Raw genomic sequence first — 19,526 nt, forward strand, 5'->3', positions numbered from 1 at the left:
GGGACGTTCGATGTTCGCGGTCACCCGCTCACCTTACCGGCGGGGGTGGGGGCGGCCCCCTTGTCGTCCGGCCACAGGGAGCGCGGCCCGGGACGGGAGGATGTCGACAAGGACCGCTGCTCCAGCGGGCGGACGGGAGGCGCGGGTACCGTGGCGGGATGCAGCTCCCGCTCTCCCGCTCCGTCTCCCCGCAGGTGCTCTGGCTCGAGAGCGCGGGGTCGACGAACGACGTCCTCCGCGAGCGCGCCACGGCGGATCCCGCCGGGTGGCCGCATCTCTCCGTCGTCGCCACCGACGACCAGCGCGCCGGCCGCGGCCGTCTGGGGCGCGTGTGGCAGGCGACGCCCGGACGCACGCTGGCCGCGTCGATCCTCGTCGACGCGTCGGCTCTGCCGGCCGCGGCGGCCGGCTGGCTGCCGCTCGTCGCCGGTGCCGCTCTCGCCCGCGCCCTGGCTCCGCTCGTCGACGTGCCGGTCGCGGTGAAGTGGCCCAACGACGTGCTCCTCGACGAGCGCAAGACGTCCGGGATCCTCGCCGAGCGGCTCCCGGACGGGCGCGTGGTCCTGGGCACCGGTGTCAACCTCCTGCTCGGTGAGGACGAGCTGCCCGTGCCGACCGCGACGTCGCTCGCGCTCGCCGGGGCGCGCAGCACCGACGCGGACGCCGTCCTGGCGGCGTACCTGACCGAGCTGTCGGCTCTGCTCGGGCCCCTGCTGGCCCGGGGCGACGCGGAGGCGGCGGGCACCGCGGACGCCGTCCGGGAGCGCTGCGGCACGCTCGGCCGCCGCGTCCGCGTGGAGCTGCCGGACGGCTCCGTCCTCGAGGGCGACGCCGTGGCCCTCGACGCCGACGGGAGCCTCGTCGTCGACCTGCCGGCGGGACGGCGCTCGTTCTCGGCGGGCGACGTCACGCACCTGCGCCAGTGAGCACCTTCCGATGACCGGGGAGCGCGAGCTCGCGCGGCTCGCCCCGCGTGCCCGGAAGGCCGTCGCTCCCGTCGCGGGGCTCCTGCTGCTGACCTGGACCGGCTTCTACTTCGCCGCGCAGTTCGACCTCGCGCTGCAGCGGTGGATCATCGCGATCGGCACCGCCGTCCTCGTCCTCCTCCTCTGCGCGCCGGCACTCGCCCGCTGGGCGGGCATCCGCTACCGGATCACCCCGCAGAGGCTGCACGCCCGCCGCGGTCTCGTCAGGGTGCGCCGCGCGGTCGTCGACTTCGACCCGCGGATGAGCGTGAGCGTGTCGCGGACTCCGGCCCAGCGGCTGGCGCGCTGCGCGGACGTCCACCTGGTGCAGGACGGCGAGGACGTGTTCGTGCTCAGGGACCTGCCCGACCCGGAGCTCACGGCACTCGTGCTCCGCGAGGCGATCGCGGCGGCACCGATGCCGGTCCCGGAGTGGCCGGACCCCCTCCCTCCGGAGTGAGCCGTCCGGACTCCCCGTCGGTACCATGGTCCCGCCCCGCGCCAGCGGGCGGAGACGGAGGAGCACCATGCGCGTCGGCGTGATCGGAGGCGGCCAGCTCGCCAGGATGATGATCCCCGAGGCCGTCGAGCTCGGGATCGAGATCGCCGTGCTCGCCGAGACCGAGGGCGCCCCCGCGGCGCTCGCCGCGACGCAGGTCGGCGACTACCGCGACGAGGCCACCGTGCTGGCGTTCGCCGAGACGGTCGACGTCGTGACGTTCGACCACGAGCACGTGCCCCAGCCGATCCTGCGCGAGCTCGTCGCCCGCGGGATCGCCGTGCACCCCGGTCCCGACGCCCTCCTCTACGCCCAGGACAAGCTGCTCATGCGCCGCAGGCTCGCCGACCTCGGCCTCCCGGTCCCCGACTGGGCCGAGGTCTCGTCGGCCGACGAGCTGGCGGCGTTCCTCGCCGATCACGGCGGCCGCGCCGTCGTCAAGACCGCGCGCGGCGGCTACGACGGCAAGGGGGTGCGCGTCGTGCGCGGCGCGGCGGAGGCCGACGACTGGTTCGAGGCGCTCGCCGAGGACGGCCGGGGCGGCTCGCTCCTGGTCGAGGAGCTGGTCGAGTTCCGCCGCGAGCTCGCGCAGCTCATCGCCCGCCGGCCCTCCGGCGAGACGATGCTCTGGCCGGTGGTCGAGTCGGTCCAGCGCGACGGGGTCTGCGCCGAGGTCTTCGCGCCCGCCCCGGCATCGGCCGGTCGCGTCGCGGCGGCCGCCGCCGAGATCGCCGAGTCGATCGCCGAGCGCCTGGGCGTCACCGGTGTCCTCGCCGTCGAGCTCTTCGAGACGACGGACGACCGCATCCTGGTGAACGAGCTCGCTATGCGACCGCACAACAGCGGGCACTGGACCATGGACGGATCGACGACCTCGCAGTTCGAGCAGCACCTGCGCGCGGTCCTCGACCTGCCGCTGGGTGCGACGGGCTGCCGGGATCCCTGGACCGTCATGGTGAACGTGCTCGGCGGGCCGGTGGGGGAGTCCCTCACCGATCGCTACCCGCGCGTCCTCGCCGAGCACCCGGGTGTGAAGGTGCACAACTACTCCAAGCAGCCGCGCCCCGGGCGCAAGGTCGGCCACGTGAACGCGTCCGGCGACGAGCTCGAGAGCGTCGTCTACGAGGCGCGAGCCGCGGCGGCGCTTCTCACCGACTGACACGTACCATGGTGGCCGTGACGAGCCGACTGACGACCCCCGCCCCCGCCGGAGACCCCACGTGAGCGCGGACGCGCTCGTGAACGGATCCGCGCCCGTCGTCGGCGTCGTCATGGGCTCCGACTCCGACTGGTCCGTCATGCAGGCCGCCTCGACGACCCTGTCCGAGTTCGGCGTCGCCCACGAGGTCCGGGTCGTCTCGGCGCACCGCACCCCGGAGGCGATGATCGCCTACGGTCGCGACGCCCGGTCGCGCGGTCTGAAGGCGATCATCGCGGGCGCGGGCGGTGCCGCGCACCTGCCCGGGATGCTCGCGGCGGTGACTCCGCTGCCCGTGATCGGCGTGCCGGTGCCTCTCGCCCGGCTCGACGGCCTCGACTCCCTCCTCTCGATCGTGCAGATGCCCGCCGGCGTCCCCGTCGCGACCGTCTCCATCGGCGGAGCCCGCAACGCGGGGCTGCTCGCCGTCAAGATCCTCGCCACGGCCGACGACGCCCTCTCCGAGAAGCTCGTCGCGTTCGCCGAGGACCTCGAGACCCAGGTCGCCGCGAAGAACGACGCCCTGGTGGCGAGCCTGTGACGGCGGTGTCCCTGCCGCTGCGCCATCCGGACGTGCGGTCCAGCACGTTCATGACGCGCCGAGCCTGGTGGCTGCTGGTCGGCAACTTCCTGGTGCCCGGCTCCGCCCAGGTCCTCGCGGGCAATCGCCGGCTCGGCCGGCTCGGGCTCGCGTTCACCCTCGCGCTGTGGACCGCTCTGCTGGTCGCACTCGCCCTCTACTTCGTCTTCCCGACGGGGCTCTACACCCTCGCGACGTTCGATCTGTCGATGCTGGCGCTCCAGGCGGCGCTCGTGATCTACGCGGTCGTCTGGCTCGTGCTGACCCTCGACACCCTGCGGCTCATCCGGGTCGTCCGCGTGCGGCCGAGGATGCGCGGGGTGCTGGCGTTCGCGACCGTCGCGCTGCTGGCCGTCTCGGTCGGCACGGCCGGAGTCGGCACGTACCTCCTCGGCGTCACGCGCGGCACGCTCTCGTCGATCTTCGGCGGGGGCGCGATGGAGGCTCCGGTCGACGGCCGGTACAACATCATGCTGCTCGGCGGCGACGCCGGCGAGGACCGGGAGGGGCTGCGCCCGGACAGCGTCTCGGTCGTCAGCCTCGACGCCTCCACCGGTGAGGCGACGATCATCGGCCTGCCCCGCGACTTCCACAACATCCCGTTCCCGGACGGGAGCCCGATGCACGAGCTCTACCCGGACGGCTACAACACCTACAACTGCAACGTCGACGTCTGCCAGCTCAACTCCATCTACACCGAGGTCGAGCTGAAGAACGCCGAGCTCTACCCGGACGCGGTCGCCGACGGCAGCGAGCCCGGCATCGAGGCGATGCGCGACGCGGTCGAGGGGATCCTCGACCTCCCCGTGCAGTACTACGCGCTCATCGACATGGAGGGGTTCGCGCAGCTCATCGACGCGCTGGGCGGGATCGACGTGACCTACGCGGGTCCGGATCCGCTGCCGCTGGGAGGTCTGCCCGACTCCGACGGCGTCATGCAGGGCGTGAACCAGTGGATCGACCCGGGCGACTGGCACTTCAACGGCGAGCAGGCGCTCGCCTACGCCCGCTCGCGCTACACGACGAGCGACTACGACCGGATGAACCGGCAGCGCCAGGTGCAGGAGGCGCTGCTGCGCCAGTTCGAGCCGGCCAACGTGCTCTCGAAGTTCCAGGACGTCGCCGCGGCGGGATCGCAGGTCATCAAGACCGACGTGCCGCAGGGGATGCTCGGCTACTTCGTGCAGCTGGGGCTGAAGACCAAGGGCCTGCCGGTCTCCTCGGTCGAGATGGTGCCGCCGGCGATCGATCCGACGGACCCGGACTACGACCTCGTGCACTCGATGGTGCGCGAGGCGCTGTTCCCCGACTCCGGGGAATAGCTCGACGGGCCCCGCGGGTCGTCAGATCTCGGCGTGCAGCGCCCAGACGCGCTCGGCGGAGTCGCGCCAGCTGAAGGCGCGCGCACGGTCGCGACCGGCGATCGACAGCCGCTCGCGCAGCGCGGTGTCCGCGAGCACGCTGCTCATCGCGAGGGCGAGGCGCTCGGGGTAGTCCTTGGCGACCGCGCGCTCCACGGCCACTCCGGCATCGGCCGCGACCTCGAGCAGGGCGGGGTCGTCGGAGTGGATCACCGGCACACCGAAGTGCATCGCCTCGAGCACCGGGAGGCCGAAGCCCTCCGCGATGCTGGGGTAGACGAAGAGCGTCGCGCGGGACAGGACGACGGCGAGATCGGCGTCGCTCAGCACGCCGAGGGCGCGCACCCGGTGCTCGTCCAGACCCTGCTCGTCGGCGACCGAGGCGATGTCGAGCTCGCCCCACCCGGTCGGCCCGACGATCAGGAGGGGGATCTGCGGTGCGGAGGCGCCCTGGAACGCCGTGATCAGCGAGACGAGACCCTTCCGGGGCTCGAGGGTCCCGACGCTCAGGACGTACTCGTCCGGCAGTCCGAGAGCCGCGGCGCGCTCGTCGGCGTCGTCGGGCAGCACGAGAGCGGAGCCGACGGCGCCGCCGATCACGCGCAGCCTGTCGCCGAAGTCGAGGACCTCGGACAGCTGCTGGGCGACCGCGTGGGTGGGCACGACGACGGCGTCGGCGTGCTTGCGCGCCCGCTTCGCCATGGCGCGGTGCCATTTCGCACCGTGGGGCGTCAGCGTCTCGGGGTGCGTCCACGGCACGGTGTCGTGGATGGTCACGGCGATCTGCTCGCCCTCGCGGCCCTCGTGACTCCGCAGCGGTGCGAAGAGGCTGGGTGCGTGCAGCATGCCGCCGCCGGCCGGGATGCCGATGCCGTACTGCCACGCCCGCGAGAGCTCGCGCCGACCCAGGTGCAGTCGGTGGATGCGGGCGAGACCGGGGAGGCGCTGCCGCAGCTCCTCCTCCTTCTCGGGCGGATGCGCCGAGACGACTGCCTCGACCTCGCAGTCGCGCGGAGCGGTCGCGATGAGCTCGCGGGTGAGCTCCTCGGTGTACCGGCCGATGCCGCCCGGGACGCGGGCGAGCATCTGGTCGACGACGACGCGCAGGGTCGTGGTCACGGCGTGACCGCCTCGAGGGGGGCGGCGGCGAGCGCGTCCTCCCACGAGCGCAGCGGAGCGAGGCCCGCCCGGCTCCAGCCGTCGTGGCCGAGGACGGAGTAGGCGGGGCGCGGGGCGGGGCGGACGAAGCTGCCGCTGTCGGTCGGGCGGATCCGCTCGGGGTCGAGCCCGGCCTTCTCGAACACGGCGCGGGCGAAGCCGAACCACGTCGTCTCGCCGGCGTTCGTGCCGTGGTAGACGCCCGACGGGGCATCGGAGTCGATCAGCTCGATCATCCGCACGGCCAGGTCGCCCGTCCAGGTGGGCTGTCCGCGCTGGTCGTCGACGACGGTGAGAGTCTCGTGCGAGCCGGCGAGGCGCACCATGGTCTTCGCGAAGTTGCCGCCGTGCGCCCCGTAGAGCCAGGCAGTTCGGACCACGTAGCCGCGCTCCGGGTTCGCGGCGAGCACGAGCTCCTCGCCCTCGGCCTTGGTGCGGCCGTACGCCGAGATCGGCTCGCGCGGGTGGTCCTCGCGGTACGGGCTCGTCGCGGATCCGTCGAAGACGTAGTCGGTCGAGACCTGCACGATCGCCGCGCCGATCTCGGCGGCGGCCAGGGCGAGGTTCTGCGCACCGAGCGCGTTGACCCGGCGCGCCTCCTCCTCGTCGCTCTCGGCGTCGTCGACGCGGGTGTAGGCGGCGCAGTTGAGGACCGCGTCGTGCCCCGCGACCGCGGCGCGCACGGCGTCGAGATCGGTGACGTCGAGGTCGCGGCGGCCGAGGGCCGTGACGGGTCGATCGCCGAGTGCGGAGCGGAGGTCGGTGCCGAGCATGCCGGAGGCGCCCGTGAGGAGGAAGGTCACCCGTTCATCATGCCGGAGGCGCCGTCCGGCGAGGAGGGGGCGCACCGCGCCCGACGGGGAGGTGCCCCCGCACGGGCGTCGCGTCCTGGAAACACGCGCTCGTTACACTGGCCCCCGTGCAGATCCGCGAACTCGACATCCCCGACGTCTATGAGATCACTCCGCGTCAGTTCCCCGACGACCGGGGGGTGTTCTTCGAGTTCTACCGTTTCGACCACCTGGCCGAGAAGGTCGGCCACCCGCTCTCGCTGAAGCAGGGCAACACCTCCGTGTCCAAGCGCGGCACCGTCCGGGGCATCCACTTCGCGCAGATCCCGCCGTCGCAGGCGAAGTACGTGTCGTGCTTCTCGGGCGCGGTGCTCGACTACGTCGTCGACATCCGGGTCGGGTCGCCCACCTTCGGGCAGTACGAGACGATCCTGCTGGACGACGTCGACCGCCGCTCCGTCTACATCTCCGAGGGCATCGGCCACGCCTTCGTCGCCCTGACCGAGGGCGCCGTCGTCTCGTACCTGGTGAACTCGACCTTCGACCCGGTGCGGGAGAAGGGGATCGACCCGCTCGACGAGCAGATCGGCCTCCGCTTCCCCGCCGAGGCGGGCGAGCTGCTGCTCTCGCCGAAGGACACCGACGCCCCGACCCTGGCCGAGGCCGAGGCGCAGGGCCTCCTGCCGACGTGGGACGAGGCTCGGGCCTACTACTCGGGTCTCGACGAGCAGGAGGCGGGTCGATGAAGGGGATCGTTCTGGCGGGTGGGTCGGGGTCGCGGTTGTGGCCGATCACGAAGGGCATCTCGAAGCAGTTGATGCCGATCTACGACAAGCCGATGATCTACTACCCGTTGTCGACGTTGATGATGGCCGGGATCGACGAGGTCCTGGTGATCACGACGCCGGAGTACAACGACCAGTTCCGGGCCCTCCTGGGCGACGGATCGTCGTTGGGGATGTCGATCTCGTATGCGGTGCAGGAGTCGCCGGACGGGTTGGCGCAGGCGTTCCTGATCGGTGAGGACTTCATCGGCGACGACTCCGTCGCGCTGGTGCTGGGCGACAACATCTTCCACGGGACCGCTCTGGGCACCGCGTTGGCGGCGAACACGGTCATCGAGGGTGCGGTGATCTTCGCGTACCAGGTCGCGGATCCGCGTGCGTACGGGGTGGTGGAGTTCGATGACGAGTTCCGGGCTCTGTCGATCGAGGAGAAGCCCCAGTCGCCCAAGAGCAACTACGCGGTCCCGGGTCTGTACTTCTACGACAACGACGTCGTCGCGATCGCGAAGACGATCGAGCCGTCGGCTCGGGGGGAGTTGGAGATCTCGACGATCAACGAGCGCTACCTCGAGTCGGGCCGGTTGAACGTGCAGGTCCTGGATCGTGGGACGGCGTGGTTGGACACGGGGACGTTCGACTCGATGATCGAGGCGACCGAGTTCGTGCGCGTCATCGAGCAGCGTCAGGGCTTCAAGATCGGCTGCATCGAGGAGATCGCCTGGCGCCACGGCTGGATCGACGACACCCAGCTCGCCGACCTCGCCGCACCCCTCGTCAAGAGCGGCTACGGCGCCTACCTCAAGCGGCTGCTCGAACTCGGGCGCTGACGAGCGCCTCCGCTCCGCCTCAGTGGTGAGGGCGGAGGCGCATCAGCCCCACTCGGGCCAGCAGCCCGATGCGCACCGCGAGACGCACCGGCGCCAGGTACCAGGCGTCGTACTTCTGCGCGAGGTAGAGGTAGGCGCTGCGGTGGTGCACCGCGAGCATGCGCGCGGACGCGAGCCGCGTCGAGTGGCCGCCGAGGTGCGACACCAGGGCGTCCGCCAGGTAGAGGTTCGTCCAGCCGAGTCGGCCGAGCGAGTCGCCCAGCTGCACGTCCTCGAAGTACATGAAGTAGCGCTCGTCGAAGCCGCCGATCTGCTCGAACGCGGTGCGGCGCACCATGACGCAGGCGCCCGAGAGCCAGCCGGCCGTCATGCTCCCGTGCTCGAGGGTGCCGACCGCTCGGGAGCGGCGGTACCGGGCCGACCACGGGTTGCCGGGCCAGACGTGCGCGAAGAGGGCGTGACCGACTCCGGTGCGCAGCGACGGCAGAGCGCGCGCCGACGGGTACACGGTGCCGTCCGAGTCGAGGATGCGCGGGCCGATCGAGCCGATCCGGGAGTCGGCGGAGGCCGCGGCGTAGAGAGCGTCGATCGAGCCGGGGAGGAACACGGTGTCCGGGTTCGTCACCAGGATCCACTCGTACTCCGGACCCAGGCGGTCGACGGCGTAGTTGACGGCCTTGCCGTAGCCGAGATTCTCGCCCGTCTCGTGGAACACGACCTCGGGACGACGCTCGACGACCCTGCGCACCGAGTCGTCGGTCGTCGCGTTGTCCACGACGACGACGTGCACGTCGTGCTCGGTCGCCTCCGGGATCGACTCGAGGCACGCGCGCAGGACCTCACCCGAGAAGTGGGTGACCACGACCACCGCGATGGGCAACGTCGAGCGGGCGATGGGAGCCTCCGGAGGTGCGGCGTCGACGGGCGAAGGCTCCGTCGGAAGAACTCGACGAGGCTAGCACGGGGCTCGAGAAGCGGCCCTGAGCCTCAGCGGGTGACGTCGAGGGGCTCGCCGGCGACGGCGACGGCGGCCGGGGACACGGTCTCGAGCGCGGGCACCGGGGGCGTCGCGGAAGCGCGGAACACGACGAACTTGTACATGCAGAAGTTCCAGATCAGGCCGACGAACACCGCGAACGCCTTGGCCACGTTGATCGCGAGGAACGCGTTCTCGCCCGAGCTGGGCAGGAAGAGCAGGGAGTTTCCGAAACGGGTGTCGAAGAACACCTCGAAGCCCCAGATGACGACCGACTGCAGGACCAGCGAGCTGAAGCCCGTGACGGCGAAGAACTTGGCGAAGGTCGACCACTTGATGCGACCCGGGTGACGGAACACGAAGAAGTGGTTGAGCGCGTACGAGATCGTGATGCCCAGGAGCACCGAGAAGACGTTCGCAACCAGGGTCGGCAGGTGCAGCAGCAGGATGAGCGCGTTGAGGACGAGGAAGTCGAGCGCGGTGTTGGTGCACCCGGCGAGGAGGAAGCGCACCTTCTGCGAATCGAGCACGCGCCGCACGCCGCGCGCACCGGTGCCGCGCGCCTCGGCGCGGGCGGCCCGGACGGTGCTCCTGCGAGCACTGCGATCCGGTTCGCGGTGGGGCATGTGCGGGGTGTCCTCCGGGCTCGTCTCCATCGGCTCGGACGAACACGACACCATCGACACTACGCACTGGATCTGAAGAGTGACCCCCTCGCAGGCGAACGGCGTCTGAGAAGTCGTTCCACGGACATCCACTCGGCGGAAGGGCCGCGGAAGCGCTGATAATGTTCGGCTGCCCGCGTCCACCGCCGCCGCCGTCCCGGTACGAATCGGATCCTGATGCTCTCGCTGACACTCGTCGTCCCCACCTACAACGAAGCCGCCGACATCGGCGAGCTCCTCCGACGGCTCGCGGAGGTCGCCGCCCGGGAGGTGGACACCGCCGTGCGCGTGGTCGTGGTCGACGACTCGTCGCCCGACGGCACCGCCGAACTGGCTCGCGAGGTCGGTGCGGGCCTCGTCTCCGACCGGTTCTCGGTCGAGGTGCTCGTCCGGGCCGAGAAGAAGGGACTCGGAGCCGCCTACCTCTGGGCGTTCGAGCGGATCCTCTCCTCGGAGCACCCGCCCGACGCGATCCTGCAGATGGACGCCGACCTGTCGCACGATCCGAAGTACGTGGCGCGATTCCTCGAAGAGGTCCGCGCGGGAGCGGATCTGGTCGTCGCGTCGCGCTACGTCCGCGGCGGTGGCACGCCGGACTGGACCCTGGACCGCAAGCTGCTGAGCTGGGGCGGCAACATCTACACGCGACTGCTCCTGGGCTCCCGGCTCACGGACTGGACCGGCGGCTTCAACCTCTTCAGCACGGAGCTCCTGCGGCGCATCCACGTCGAGGACGTCGACGCGTCCGGGTACGGCTTCCAGATCGCCCTCAAGCACCGGGCCCTGCGCGAATCGAAGCGGACCAGGGAGGTGCCCATCGTCTTCGTCGACCGCACGCACGGCACGTCCAAGATCCCGCGCGACACCCTCGCGCGGAACCTACTGCTCGTCCTGCGGCTCCGATTCTCGCGGCGGCGCTGATGGGGGAGCCGATCGCAGGAGGTTCCGACCCCGCCGGGAGACGCCGTGCGGCCGTCGCACGGGAGGTGCTGAGCCTCGTCGTCGTCACCGCGTCGGCGATCGCGACCCTCGCCGTGCTCGTCTCGGGTCCGTGGCGCCACTACATCCTCTACGAGGGGGACTCGCTCGCGCTGCCGCTGCTGCTGCGCACCGACGTCGATCCCCTGCACTGGGTGATGACGAGCCAGATCTTCCTCTTCCCGGAGATCCCGCTCCACCTGCTCAGCCGACTGCTGGGCGGGTCCGTCGAGGGCTCGCTCCTCGTGAACGCGGTGCTGAACGTCGTCGTCCTCTACGCCCTCCTCCGCGCTCTGGCCTCGCTGGTCGCCCCGCGGCGGCCGCAGGCGGTGGTCGGCGCCGTCGTCGCGACCCTGCTCCTGCTGGTGCTCGTGCTGACGGAGGGGCGGGCGCTCAACAACGAGGGCGCCCTCGCCACCACGTTCCTGCTGACGACCTACTACGGAGGGGTCGTCCTCTCGGGGCTGGCCTGCCTCGCCCTGGTGCTCCAGGCGCTGCGCCGCCGGCGGGACGGCCGCCCCGTCGTCGTGCCCGTGGTGCTGGCCCTCGTGATCGGCGCGCTCACGACCCTCTCGAATCCGCTGTTCGTGCTCGTGGTCGTCGCTCCGTGGCTGGCGTCGGTCGTCCTGCTCGCGGTGGTGCGCGTCGTGCCCGTGCGCGCGGCGATGCTCCTCACGGCGCCCGTGGTCGGCTCGGCCATCCTCGGCTACGCGTCGCGCGGGCCGTTCGAGCGCTTCGTCGCCGTGGACGCGAGCACCTACCTCCACCTCGAGCGGATCCGCTTCGCCGCGGGGGCGCTCCGGCTGCAGGTGCAGTCGGTCGCGTCGACTCCGGCGGGCGTGCTCGAGCTCGTCCTGCTGGCGGCGCTGCTGGTGGTCGTCCCCGTCGTCGTCCTGCGCTCCGCGCGCCGGAGGGGGGACGACCCGGACGCCACGGCCGCGCTGCTCACCGTGTTCCCCGTCGTCGCCGCGCTCGCGATGCTGTCGGGGCAGGTCGTGACCGGGAGCACTGTCACGCGCTACCTCATGCCGGTCGCCGTGTTCGCCGTTCTGCCCGCGCTGGTGCTCGTCGCGCGCGCGGCACCGAGGACGCCGCGGCGCGGGGTGCGCCGTGCGGGTGCGGCGATCGCCGCGGTCGCCTCGCTCGTCGTCGCCGCGGTCGCGCTGCCGTCCGTGGCGTCGGCGTCCGCGGGCACACGGGACTCGTCGTCCGAGCGGTGCCTGACCGACTGGATCGGCGAGCGCGAGCTGGCCGGCGTCGGATCCTTCTGGACGGTGCGACCGCTGCAGCTCTACGGCGATCCGCGCCTCGAGCTCGTCCAGGTGAACTTCGACTTCTCGGCGCAGCTCTGGATGAGCAACATCGACGACTACGAGCGCCGGCCCTTCACCTTCGTCCTCGCCGACCACGATCCCGACTGGGGAGTGCTGGCGACGCGGGCGCTCGGCGAGCCGCTCGCCGTCGTGCCCTGCGGGGAGTTCGACATCTACGATTACGAGGGCGGTCCTGGCGCGGCCGAGCTGAACCGCCTGGTGGGCGAGAGCATCGACCGGGCGAAGGAGGATCGTGACTTCTGACACGGCCGCGCCCCGTCTCCGCCGCTCCCGACCGCTCCTCGTCGAGGTCGCCTGGGCGGCAGGAGCCGCGGTGGTGCCGATCCTCGCTGCGGCACTCGCCCTGGGGCTCGACCCCGGCGACCTGGCCCGAAGATGGACGGCGGGCGGTGACGACCAGATCCTGCACTACCTGCTGTTCACGAGCGCGACGCAGTCCTTCCCGTTCGCGACGAACGGGGCGCTGGGCTTCCCCGACGGGTTCAACGCCTTCTTCAGCACGCAGTTCGACCTGGCGAGCGCGCTGACGGTCTCGGTCCTCGGGCTCGCGATCCCGAACGGGATCGTGCTGCTGAACACGTTCTACCTGCTGACGTTCGGCTCGGTCGGAGCCGCCGCCTATCCGTTCTTCCGGGTCCTGCGCGTGCGTCCCTGGCTCTCCGCCGCTCTGGCGGTCGTCTTCGCCCTCGCTCCGTACCACTTCCTCCGCGTCGCCTCCGGCCACGCCTTCCTCGCGAACTACTGGACGATCCCGCTGCTCGGCATCCTCGTGCTGGCGGTCGCGGGGGAGTCGACGGATCCGTTCCGCCGCTGGGCGCGCTCCTCGACGAGCCGCCGCTCGGCGCTGCTGCGGAGGTGGGCCGCCCCCGCCGTCGTCGCCCTGCTCATCGCCAGCGGCGGCGGCTACTACTACGTCTTCGCCGCGATCGTGGTCGGCGGCGTGTGGGGGATCGGCGCGGTCTCCCGCCTGGTCCGCGGAGGAGGGCTGCGCTCCGCGCTGGGGGGAGCGGCGCCCGTCGTCGCCCTCGCCGTCGTGATCGGCGCCGAGCTGCTCCTGCTCTCGCTGGGCTACGGGGAGCGCTACGCGCCGTACTTCGAGGGCAGGCGGATCGCGGAGTCGGAGCTGTACGCCGGGAAGTTCCTGCCTCTGCTGTTCCCCTGGGCCGCGACGGGGATCCCGAAGCTCGGCACGATCTCGGTCCTCTACTACGCGGAGTCCGGCTCGAGTCCGATGACCGAGCCGCCGGGCCTGCCCCTGATCGCGTCGCTCGCCCTCGGGGTCCTCCTGGCGGCGCTGCCCGTCCTGGCGCTCGGCGGTGCAGGACTGCGGCGCTCCGCCGTCGGACGCCTGCTCGACGACTCCCGCTTCCGCGTGCTGGCCGCGGCCACGCTCTGGACCCTGGCCTTCTACCTGCTCACGGGTCTCGGGATGGCGTTCGCCTTCCTCGTCGGCCCGACGATCCGCGCCTGGTCGCGGCTGAGCATCGTCCTCTGCCTCCTCGCGCTGGGCGCACTCGCTCTGGCGCTCGAGCGGATGCGCCGGCGCTCCCTCATCGTCGTGGCGAGCCTGCTCGCGCTGGTCGCGGTGTCCGATCAGCTCCTGGGCGTCCGCGAGGACCTGCCGGTGGATCCCGTGGCGGACGACGAGGTGGTGCAGCTGGTCGACTCGGTCGACGACGCTCTGCCCGACGGGTGCGGAGTGGTGCAGCTGCCGATCAAGAGCTTCCCCGACACCGGTCCGATCGGCGGCATGCGCGACTACGACGAGGCGCTGCCCTACCTCTACACCGACGACGCCTCGCTGCGCTGGAGCTACGGATCGATCGAGGGCACGACCGGCTTCGACGTCTGGGACGGCTCCGGATCACCGGCGTCGTTCGCCGAGGCGGTGCGCGGGAGCGGAGCCTGCGCGGTTCTCGTCGACACCGCGGCCTACCCCGAGGACGCCGAGGCGTGGCGGTCGCTCGTCGACGCTGTCTCGCCGGACCTGGAGCCCGAGGTCGCCTCGAGTGCGGGCCGATGGCTCCTCTTCGAGGTGCCCGCGCAAGGCTGACGCGTCGATCCTGCGGTCATCCGACACCGGTCGCCCGCGAGGGCCCCGTCCTCCGATGGGGGCCGTCTGCGAGGGGGTCAGCGGACGACGACCGACAGCGAGAAGGTCAGGACCCAGAGCAGGCCGAGGACGAGCAGCGGCTTGTCGCCCAGGACCGTGTCCTCCGGCGAGCCCGCCTCGGCGCGGTCGATCTCGTAGGCGTAGCGCAGGAGGGCGACGGCGAAGGGGATGATCGAGATCGTCGTCCAGGCCACGGCCGAGTCCGGGGCGGAGAGCTCGAAGGCCCAGAGCGTGTAGGCCACGAGGGCCACTCCGGCCGCCGTCTGCCAGACGAAGCGGAGGTAGCCCGGGCTGTACGCGGCGAGGCTGCGGCGCGTCTCGCTCGAGCCCTCGAGCTGCCGCTTCTCGGAGTAGCGCTTGCCCGCCACCATGAAGAGGGACCCGAAGGCGGTCACGAGCAGGAACCACTGCGACGGCGTGACATCGGTGGCGAGACCACCGGCGACGGCGCGGATGAGGAAGCCGCTCGAGACGATGACCAGGTCGAGCACGACCACGTGCTTCAGCCAGACGCAGTAGCTGACCTGCAGGGCGATGTACAGGACCACGATCGTGAAGAAGCCGAACGTCGCGTAGACCAGCGCCAGCACGGGCGCGAGGATCACGAGCACCACGAAGGCGGCCCAGGCGAGCGGGACGGGCAGGCGGCCCGAGGCGATCGGGCGGAAGCGCTTCTTCGGGTGCGCCCGATCGGCCTCCACGTCGAGCAGGTCGTTCAGGAGGTAGATCGCCGAGGAGGCGAGGCACATCACGACGAAGGCGATCACGACCCGCAGCAGCACGGGCGGCTCCAGCAGGATCCCCGCGGCGAGAGGCGCGGCGATCACGAGGATGTTCTTCACCCACTGGCGGGGTCGCAGGCCGGCGATCAGGCTCGAGAGCATGTGAGGGGTTCTCCTCCGTAGTGGCAGTGGTGAGTCGGGCCGCGCGAGCGGAGTCATCTCGACGGGCTGTCGAGCTCCCAGACGGATGCTCCGTCCTCGACGACCGGCGCTACGCCGAGTGCGTTCTCCATCACGGGGACCCACTCGGGGTGGTCGTCGTCGACGATGATCGCATCGATGCCGTACTCGTCGATGAACGAGGGGAGCGCGGCGGCGTAGTCGAAGCCCAGGTCCTGACGCCACAGCGCATCGCCGATGGGCGTGTCGAGGGCGGGGGGCTTGATCGCGCCGCCGCCGCCTCCCGTCGGCATCGAGAACGAGAAGTCCTCCTCCGCGACCCAGCGCATGCCCGGGCCGTTCTGCCCCGAGGGCAGGACCAGGACGTTGTCGCCGGGCTCCACGAAGTCCGAGATCGATCCGGAGGTGACGAACTCGTCGGGTTCCGTGCTCACCGGGAAGCCGAGCACGGCGAAGCTGGGCTGCAGGAGGACGAGCGACCCGGCCACCAGGGCGGCCGTGAGGACCCGCAGGCGCGGGAGCTCGGCCCACGCGACGGCGACGAGGACGGCGAGGGCGAAGAAGACGAAGGCCGAGAACCGGCTCGGCAGGGCGTGGTCGATCCCCACGATCTCCTTCGTGTAGATCCACGGGAGCGGGACGGTGGCGCGACCGGCGACGGTCAGGTACGGGCCGAAGCTGAAGACGAGTGCGATCACGGCGAAGACCACGAGGCCGCCGGTGCTGCGGTTGCGCACCAGGAGGAGCGTCACGGCGAGGAGCGCGATGAGCGTGAGCGGGATGTACGCCGAGTTCTCGGCGTCGTTGCCCACCCAAAGGGGCCAGACGGGCTGGAAGTAGCTCTCGCCGAACGCGAAGAGGCGGGTCGGGACGAGCAGGTTGGTGAGCTCCGTGCTGTAGAGCTCCGGCGGGTTGCCCGGTGTGGCGGGGATGCCCGAGCGCAGCGCCGCGAAGACGACGGGGAGCGAGAGCACGGCGCCGACGAGTCCACCGGCGACGATCCAGAGGAAGGCGCGCAGCAGCCTCGAGCGCCAGCGCGGCTGGACGAAGACCAGGGCGACGAGGTAGATGACGAGCCCGAAGACGGCGGAGGTCATCAGGAGCTCGGTCGAGGCTCCGGCCGTGAAACCGATCGTCAGGCCGATGAGTGCGGTGTACAGCGCCGCGTGCAGCCTGCCGCGCACGTAGCGCGCCGTGAGGTAGGCGAGGAACGGGAGGCCGAAGATCCACATGAGGTTCATGTGCGAGAGGGAGTGCGCCGTGAAGTACGGGCTCATCACCGTCAGCAGCCCGGCCAGGGTCGATCCGATGCTCGACCCCGTCAGCTCGCGGGCGAGGAGGTAGACGGACGCCGCCGCGAGGAAGATCGCGAGCAGGAACGCGACGTTGTAGGCGGTCGTGCCTCCGAACAGGAGCGAGACCGGAGCGACGAGGATCGAGACGCTCGGCAGCGAGATCGCGTTGCCGAGGTCCAGGCCGGTCGGCGCGTAGAGGTTCGGCGTGAGGAAGAGGTCCTGCCCGGTGAGCAGCGCGTGGACGTTCCACTGCAGGTCGTAGACGAAGGTCTCCGAGTCGCCCGCGTTCGAGAGGCGGAGGTTCCCGAAGTCGCGCAGGGCGGTCCGGCCCCAGAGGATCGTCGTCGCCGCGGCGAGGACCAGCAGCGGCCACAGGTGGCTTCCCCGCGAGACGACAGCGCGGCTCCTGCGCCCGATCGCCTCCCGCGACGCCCATCGGGATCCACCGGAGCGCTCCTCATCGGGAGCCTGGGCGCGGGGAAGACGGTCGGTGTCGATGATCGTTCGCTCCAATGAGTGGGTCAGGGCTCCGAGGCCCGCGCGCCCGCGATCGGACGCCCGGAGGGCGGAGTCGGCCAGTGAATACTACTTACCTCGCGCGCACCGGCCCCGTCACGGCATGACTAGGCTGTGCGGGATGTCTCGTCGTGCTCCGGAACCGTCCCGGACGACGGCGCTCGTCCTGCTCGCCGGGGCCGCCGTGGCCGGAGCGGCGACGTACGCGCTGGTCCTGATCGTGGCCGCCACGGCCGAGGCGTCCGCCTACTCCGAGTTCTCGGTCTTCTGGTCGATGACCGTGATCGTGGCGCTCGGCGTCTTCCTCCCGCTCGAGCAGGAGACGTCGCGGCTCGTCAGCACGGGCAGGCTCGCCGGGCCGGCGTCGACGGTCGTCGGCTCGATGCTGCGGCGCGGCCTCGTGCTCGCCCTGCTCGCCGGCGTCGTGAGCGCGGGGCTCTGGGCGGTCCTGGTGGGCTTCTCCTCCCGGTCCTTGGTCCTGTTCGGCGCGCTCGTGCTCAGCTACGCGGGCTACGCCGTGCAGTTCTCGGTGCGGGGGCTCCTCGCCGGGACCGGCCGTCGCGCGCTCTACGGGGTGGTCGTGGGATCGGAGGGCGTCGCGCGGATCCTCCTCGCGCTCCTGGTCGCGCTGCTCCTGCCCGAGACGGCGGCGTTCGCCGGTCTCGTCGCCGTCGCCGCCGCGGCGTCGGCGGTCCCGGCGCTGCTGGCGCTCAGGGGGGAGCGGGGTGCGCAGGTCGACGCCGTGCGCACTCCGACCGGCGCCGAGGTGCGCCACGGGCTGTCCCGGCTCGTCCTCGGGACCATCGTCCTGCAGCTCCTGCTCAACTCGCCGCCGCTGCTCGCCGCCGCCCTCTCCCCGGGCGCACTCGCGGGCGCCGTCCTGTCCACGGTGACGCTCGCCCGGATCCCGATCTTCGTGTACCAGTCGCTCCAGTCGATGTACCTGCCGCTGGTCGCGGGGGCGCTGCGCGACGGGGACGGTCCGCGGGCCCGGCGCGTCGTCGCGGTCGCCGTGGGCGCAGCCTCGGTCGTCGCCGTGCTCGTCGTCGCGACCGCCTCGCTGCTGGGCCCGTGGGTCATGTCGGTGGCCTTCCCCGCCGTCGCCGCGCCGGACGCCGTCGGGATCGGCGCGATCGCGGCCGCCGTCTCGCTGCTCCTGGTCGCCCTCGTCGCCTCCGACGGTCTCGCCGCGCTCGGCGACCACGCCGCGCTCTCGGCGCACTGGCTGATCGGCGCCGCCGCCGGGGCGCTCGCCCTGCTGCTCCCCGTGGACGATGTCGTACGCTCGGTACTCCCGCTCGCCGTCGGATCGGTTCTCGCGGGAGCCCTGCACCTCCTCCGGATCGAGGCGATCGCACGGCGGCACCGCCCGCGGTGACCCCCGTCCCGTCGGATCCCGACCAGACACCGAAAGGAGCGGCGTGCCCCGTCCCGACCGCGACATCGACGTCCTCTTCGTCGTCAACTACTACGCCCCCTACGTCAGCGGACTGACGGACGTCGTCCGCATGGTGGCGGAGTCGCTCGCGGCGGAGGGCGTGCGCGTGGCCGTCGTCGCGCAGAAGCACGACGACTCCCTGCCCTCGCAAGAGGTCATCGCCGGCGTCGAGGTGCGCCGGTGCGCCGTCCAGGTCCGTATCGGCAAGGGACTGCTCTCGGCCTCGTTCCCCGTCGTCGCCGCGCGCTACGCGCGGCGCAGCCGCGTGGTGAACATGCACCTCCCGATGCTCGAGTCCGGAGTGATCACCGCGGTCGTCCGGACGGGCACCCCGGTGGTCTCGACCTACCACTGCGACGTCACCCTCGGCGCCGGCGCGTTCGACCGCTTCCAGATGGCCGCGATGGACGCGTCCTGCCGGGCGGCGATCCGGCTGTCGGCCGCGACGATCGTCACCACGCTCGACTACGCGAGCCGTTCGCGTCTGGCGGCGACCCTCCAGCGCGGACGCCTCGAGGAGATCCCACCGCCCACCCGCGACCGCACCGGCGGCTCCGCGGCCTTCCGCACCGGCGCCGGGCTGCACGTCGGCTTCCTCGGGCGCATCGTCGAGGAGAAGGGGATCGGCTACCTCGTCGACGGCTTCCGCGCCCTCGACGACCCGGACGCCCGCCTGCTGATCGGGGGCGACTTCGCCGCGGTGGCGGGAGGGAGCGTGATCGAGGAGGTGCGCCGGCGCATCGGCGGCGACGACCGGATCAGCGTCCTCGGGTTCGTCGCGGAGGAGAGCATCCCCGACTTCTACGCGTCGCTCGACGTCTTCGCCCTCCCCTCGATCAACGCTCTCGAGGCGTTCGGCATCGTGCAGGTGGAGGCGATGCGCGCCGGTGCGCCGGCGATCGCCTCCGATCTGCCCGGCGTGCGCACTCCGGTCCAGCGCACGGGCTTCGGTCGGATCGTGCCCCGTCGGGACGCGCAGGCGATCACCCGCGCCCTCGAGAGCATCCGCGAGGACGGCCTCGACCGCGTCGAGGGCGCCCGCATCGCCGAGGAGCTCTACTCCCGTGAGACCGTGGTGGCCCAGTACCGGGAGCTGTTCGAGAGCGTGTCCCTCGAGTCGAACGGCTCCACGACGTCCACCTAAT

General features: G+C 71.7%; 18 protein-coding genes. 12 read left to right on the plus strand and 6 right to left on the minus strand.

Annotated elements, in window-relative coordinates:
- The first annotated feature begins 158 nt into the window (after positions 1 to 158).
- The 5 genes from IOC53_RS02930 (at position 159) to IOC53_RS02950 (ending at position 4,564) form a co-directional block, all read left to right on the plus strand.
- Entirely contained in the window at positions 159 to 926 is a 768-nt protein-coding gene (locus tag IOC53_RS02930; protein WP_207402888.1) for a biotin--[acetyl-CoA-carboxylase] ligase, read from the plus strand.
- A 10-nt stretch (positions 927 to 936) separates the two neighbouring features.
- Positions 937 to 1,425, plus strand: coding sequence for a PH domain-containing protein (locus IOC53_RS02935; protein WP_207402889.1), 489 nt, complete (start codon positions 937 to 939; stop codon positions 1,423 to 1,425).
- 67 nt (positions 1,426 to 1,492) lie between these two features.
- Positions 1,493 to 2,623 carry a 5-(carboxyamino)imidazole ribonucleotide synthase gene (locus IOC53_RS02940; protein WP_242682817.1) on the plus strand — a complete coding sequence of 377 codons (1,131 nt, stop codon included), beginning with the start codon at positions 1,493 to 1,495 and terminating at the stop codon, positions 2,621 to 2,623.
- A 112-nt stretch (positions 2,624 to 2,735) separates the two neighbouring features.
- Positions 2,736 to 3,203, plus strand: coding sequence for a 5-(carboxyamino)imidazole ribonucleotide mutase (gene purE / locus IOC53_RS02945; RefSeq protein WP_207402923.1), 468 nt, complete (start codon positions 2,736 to 2,738; stop codon positions 3,201 to 3,203).
- 50 nt (positions 3,204 to 3,253) lie between these two features.
- Positions 3,254 to 4,564 carry an LCP family protein gene (locus IOC53_RS02950; RefSeq protein WP_207402891.1) on the plus strand — a complete coding sequence of 437 codons (1,311 nt, stop codon included), beginning with the start codon at positions 3,254 to 3,256 and terminating at the stop codon, positions 4,562 to 4,564.
- 21 nt (positions 4,565 to 4,585) lie between these two features.
- Here IOC53_RS02950 and IOC53_RS02955 read toward each other — a convergent pair whose 3' ends face one another.
- Entirely contained in the window at positions 4,586 to 5,722 is a 1,137-nt protein-coding gene (locus IOC53_RS02955) for a glycosyltransferase family 1 protein (RefSeq protein ID WP_307786046.1), read from the minus strand.
- Positions 5,719 to 6,564, minus strand: coding sequence for a dTDP-4-dehydrorhamnose reductase (gene rfbD / locus IOC53_RS02960; protein ID WP_207402892.1), 846 nt, complete (start codon positions 6,562 to 6,564; stop codon positions 5,719 to 5,721). Before rfbD ends, IOC53_RS02955 begins: the two co-directional genes overlap by 4 nt.
- Before the next feature lie 116 nt (positions 6,565 to 6,680).
- On the opposite strand from rfbD, the gene IOC53_RS02965 reads away from it, so the two are divergent.
- Both IOC53_RS02965 and rfbA read left to right on the plus strand, forming a co-directional pair.
- A complete protein-coding gene (locus IOC53_RS02965; protein WP_207402893.1) occupies positions 6,681 to 7,298 on the plus strand; it encodes a dTDP-4-dehydrorhamnose 3,5-epimerase family protein in 618 nt (205 codons plus the stop codon).
- Positions 7,295 to 8,164 carry a glucose-1-phosphate thymidylyltransferase RfbA gene (rfbA, locus tag IOC53_RS02970; RefSeq protein WP_207402894.1) on the plus strand — a complete coding sequence of 290 codons (870 nt, stop codon included), beginning with the start codon at positions 7,295 to 7,297 and terminating at the stop codon, positions 8,162 to 8,164. The genes IOC53_RS02965 and rfbA overlap by 4 nt, the downstream gene beginning before the upstream one ends.
- A 19-nt stretch (positions 8,165 to 8,183) precedes the next feature.
- Here the strand turns inward: rfbA and IOC53_RS02975 are convergent, their stop codons facing one another.
- Together IOC53_RS02975 and IOC53_RS02980 are read right to left on the minus strand one after the other, a co-directional pair.
- A complete protein-coding gene (locus tag IOC53_RS02975; RefSeq protein ID WP_242682818.1) occupies positions 8,184 to 9,044 on the minus strand; it encodes a glycosyltransferase family 2 protein in 861 nt (286 codons plus the stop codon).
- A gap of 107 nt (positions 9,045 to 9,151) precedes the next feature.
- Positions 9,152 to 9,766 (minus strand): GtrA family protein, encoded by a 615-nt coding sequence (locus IOC53_RS02980; protein ID WP_242682819.1) that lies wholly within the window; start codon positions 9,764 to 9,766, stop codon positions 9,152 to 9,154.
- Positions 9,767 to 9,982: 216 nt separating this feature from the next.
- On the opposite strand from IOC53_RS02980, the gene IOC53_RS02985 reads away from it, so the two are divergent.
- Genes IOC53_RS02985 through IOC53_RS02995 form a run of 3 tightly spaced genes read left to right on the plus strand, consistent with a single transcriptional unit; the run spans position 9,983 to position 14,170 of the window.
- The gene (locus tag IOC53_RS02985) at positions 9,983 to 10,726 is read left to right on the plus strand and encodes a polyprenol monophosphomannose synthase (protein WP_207402895.1); all 744 of its coding nucleotides are present in this window, start codon (positions 9,983 to 9,985) and stop codon (positions 10,724 to 10,726) included.
- A complete protein-coding gene (locus IOC53_RS02990; protein WP_207402896.1) occupies positions 10,726 to 12,360 on the plus strand; it encodes a hypothetical protein in 1,635 nt (544 codons plus the stop codon). The genes IOC53_RS02985 and IOC53_RS02990 overlap by 1 nt, the downstream gene beginning before the upstream one ends.
- A complete protein-coding gene (locus IOC53_RS02995; protein ID WP_207402897.1) occupies positions 12,350 to 14,170 on the plus strand; it encodes a hypothetical protein in 1,821 nt (606 codons plus the stop codon). The genes IOC53_RS02990 and IOC53_RS02995 overlap by 11 nt, the downstream gene beginning before the upstream one ends.
- A gap of 77 nt (positions 14,171 to 14,247) precedes the next feature.
- Here IOC53_RS02995 and IOC53_RS03000 read toward each other — a convergent pair whose 3' ends face one another.
- Both IOC53_RS03000 and IOC53_RS03005 read right to left on the minus strand, forming a co-directional pair.
- On the minus strand, positions 14,248 to 15,171 hold the full coding sequence (locus IOC53_RS03000; RefSeq protein ID WP_207402898.1) for a decaprenyl-phosphate phosphoribosyltransferase: 924 nt from the start codon (positions 15,169 to 15,171) through the stop codon (positions 14,248 to 14,250).
- Positions 15,168 to 16,940 carry a hypothetical protein gene (locus IOC53_RS03005; RefSeq protein WP_207402899.1) on the minus strand — a complete coding sequence of 591 codons (1,773 nt, stop codon included), beginning with the start codon at positions 16,938 to 16,940 and terminating at the stop codon, positions 15,168 to 15,170. Before IOC53_RS03005 ends, IOC53_RS03000 begins: the two co-directional genes overlap by 4 nt.
- A gap of 124 nt (positions 16,941 to 17,064) precedes the next feature.
- Here IOC53_RS03005 and IOC53_RS03010 point away from each other — a divergent pair, with 124 nt between their 5' ends.
- Positions 17,065 to 18,321 (plus strand): hypothetical protein, encoded by a 1,257-nt coding sequence (locus IOC53_RS03010; protein ID WP_207402900.1) that lies wholly within the window; start codon positions 17,065 to 17,067, stop codon positions 18,319 to 18,321.
- 43 nt (positions 18,322 to 18,364) lie between these two features.
- A complete protein-coding gene (locus IOC53_RS03015; protein WP_307786048.1) occupies positions 18,365 to 19,525 on the plus strand; it encodes a glycosyltransferase family 4 protein in 1,161 nt (386 codons plus the stop codon).
- Position 19,526 lies beyond the last annotated feature (1 nt).

Source organism: Rathayibacter sp. SD072 (genome assembly GCF_017355185.1).
Lineage (GTDB): Bacteria > Actinomycetota > Actinomycetes > Actinomycetales > Microbacteriaceae > Rathayibacter.

Bases quoted from the DNA above. Each gene is read 5' to 3' on its own strand.
- IOC53_RS02930 (WP_207402888.1), top strand. From the start codon at position 159: ATGCAGCTCCCGCTCTCCCGCTCCGTCTCCCCGCAGGTGCTCTGGCTC.
- IOC53_RS02935 (WP_207402889.1), top strand. From the start codon at position 937: ATGACCGGGGAGCGCGAGCTCGCGCGGCTCGCCCCGCGTGCCCGGAAG.
- IOC53_RS02940 (WP_242682817.1), top strand. From the start codon at position 1,493: ATGCGCGTCGGCGTGATCGGAGGCGGCCAGCTCGCCAGGATGATGATC.
- purE (WP_207402923.1), top strand. From the start codon at position 2,736: ATGGGCTCCGACTCCGACTGGTCCGTCATGCAGGCCGCCTCGACGACC.
- IOC53_RS02950 (WP_207402891.1), top strand. From the start codon at position 3,254: ATGACGCGCCGAGCCTGGTGGCTGCTGGTCGGCAACTTCCTGGTGCCC.
- rfbA (WP_207402894.1), top strand. From the start codon at position 7,295: ATGAAGGGGATCGTTCTGGCGGGTGGGTCGGGGTCGCGGTTGTGGCCG.
- IOC53_RS02980 (WP_242682819.1), bottom strand. From the start codon at position 9,766: ATGCCCCACCGCGAACCGGATCGCAGTGCTCGCAGGAGCACCGTCCGG.
- IOC53_RS02985 (WP_207402895.1), top strand. From the start codon at position 9,983: ATGCTCTCGCTGACACTCGTCGTCCCCACCTACAACGAAGCCGCCGAC.
- IOC53_RS02990 (WP_207402896.1), top strand. From the start codon at position 10,726: ATGGGGGAGCCGATCGCAGGAGGTTCCGACCCCGCCGGGAGACGCCGT.
- IOC53_RS03000 (WP_207402898.1), bottom strand. From the start codon at position 15,171: ATGACTCCGCTCGCGCGGCCCGACTCACCACTGCCACTACGGAGGAGA.
- IOC53_RS03010 (WP_207402900.1), top strand. From the start codon at position 17,065: ATGTCTCGTCGTGCTCCGGAACCGTCCCGGACGACGGCGCTCGTCCTG.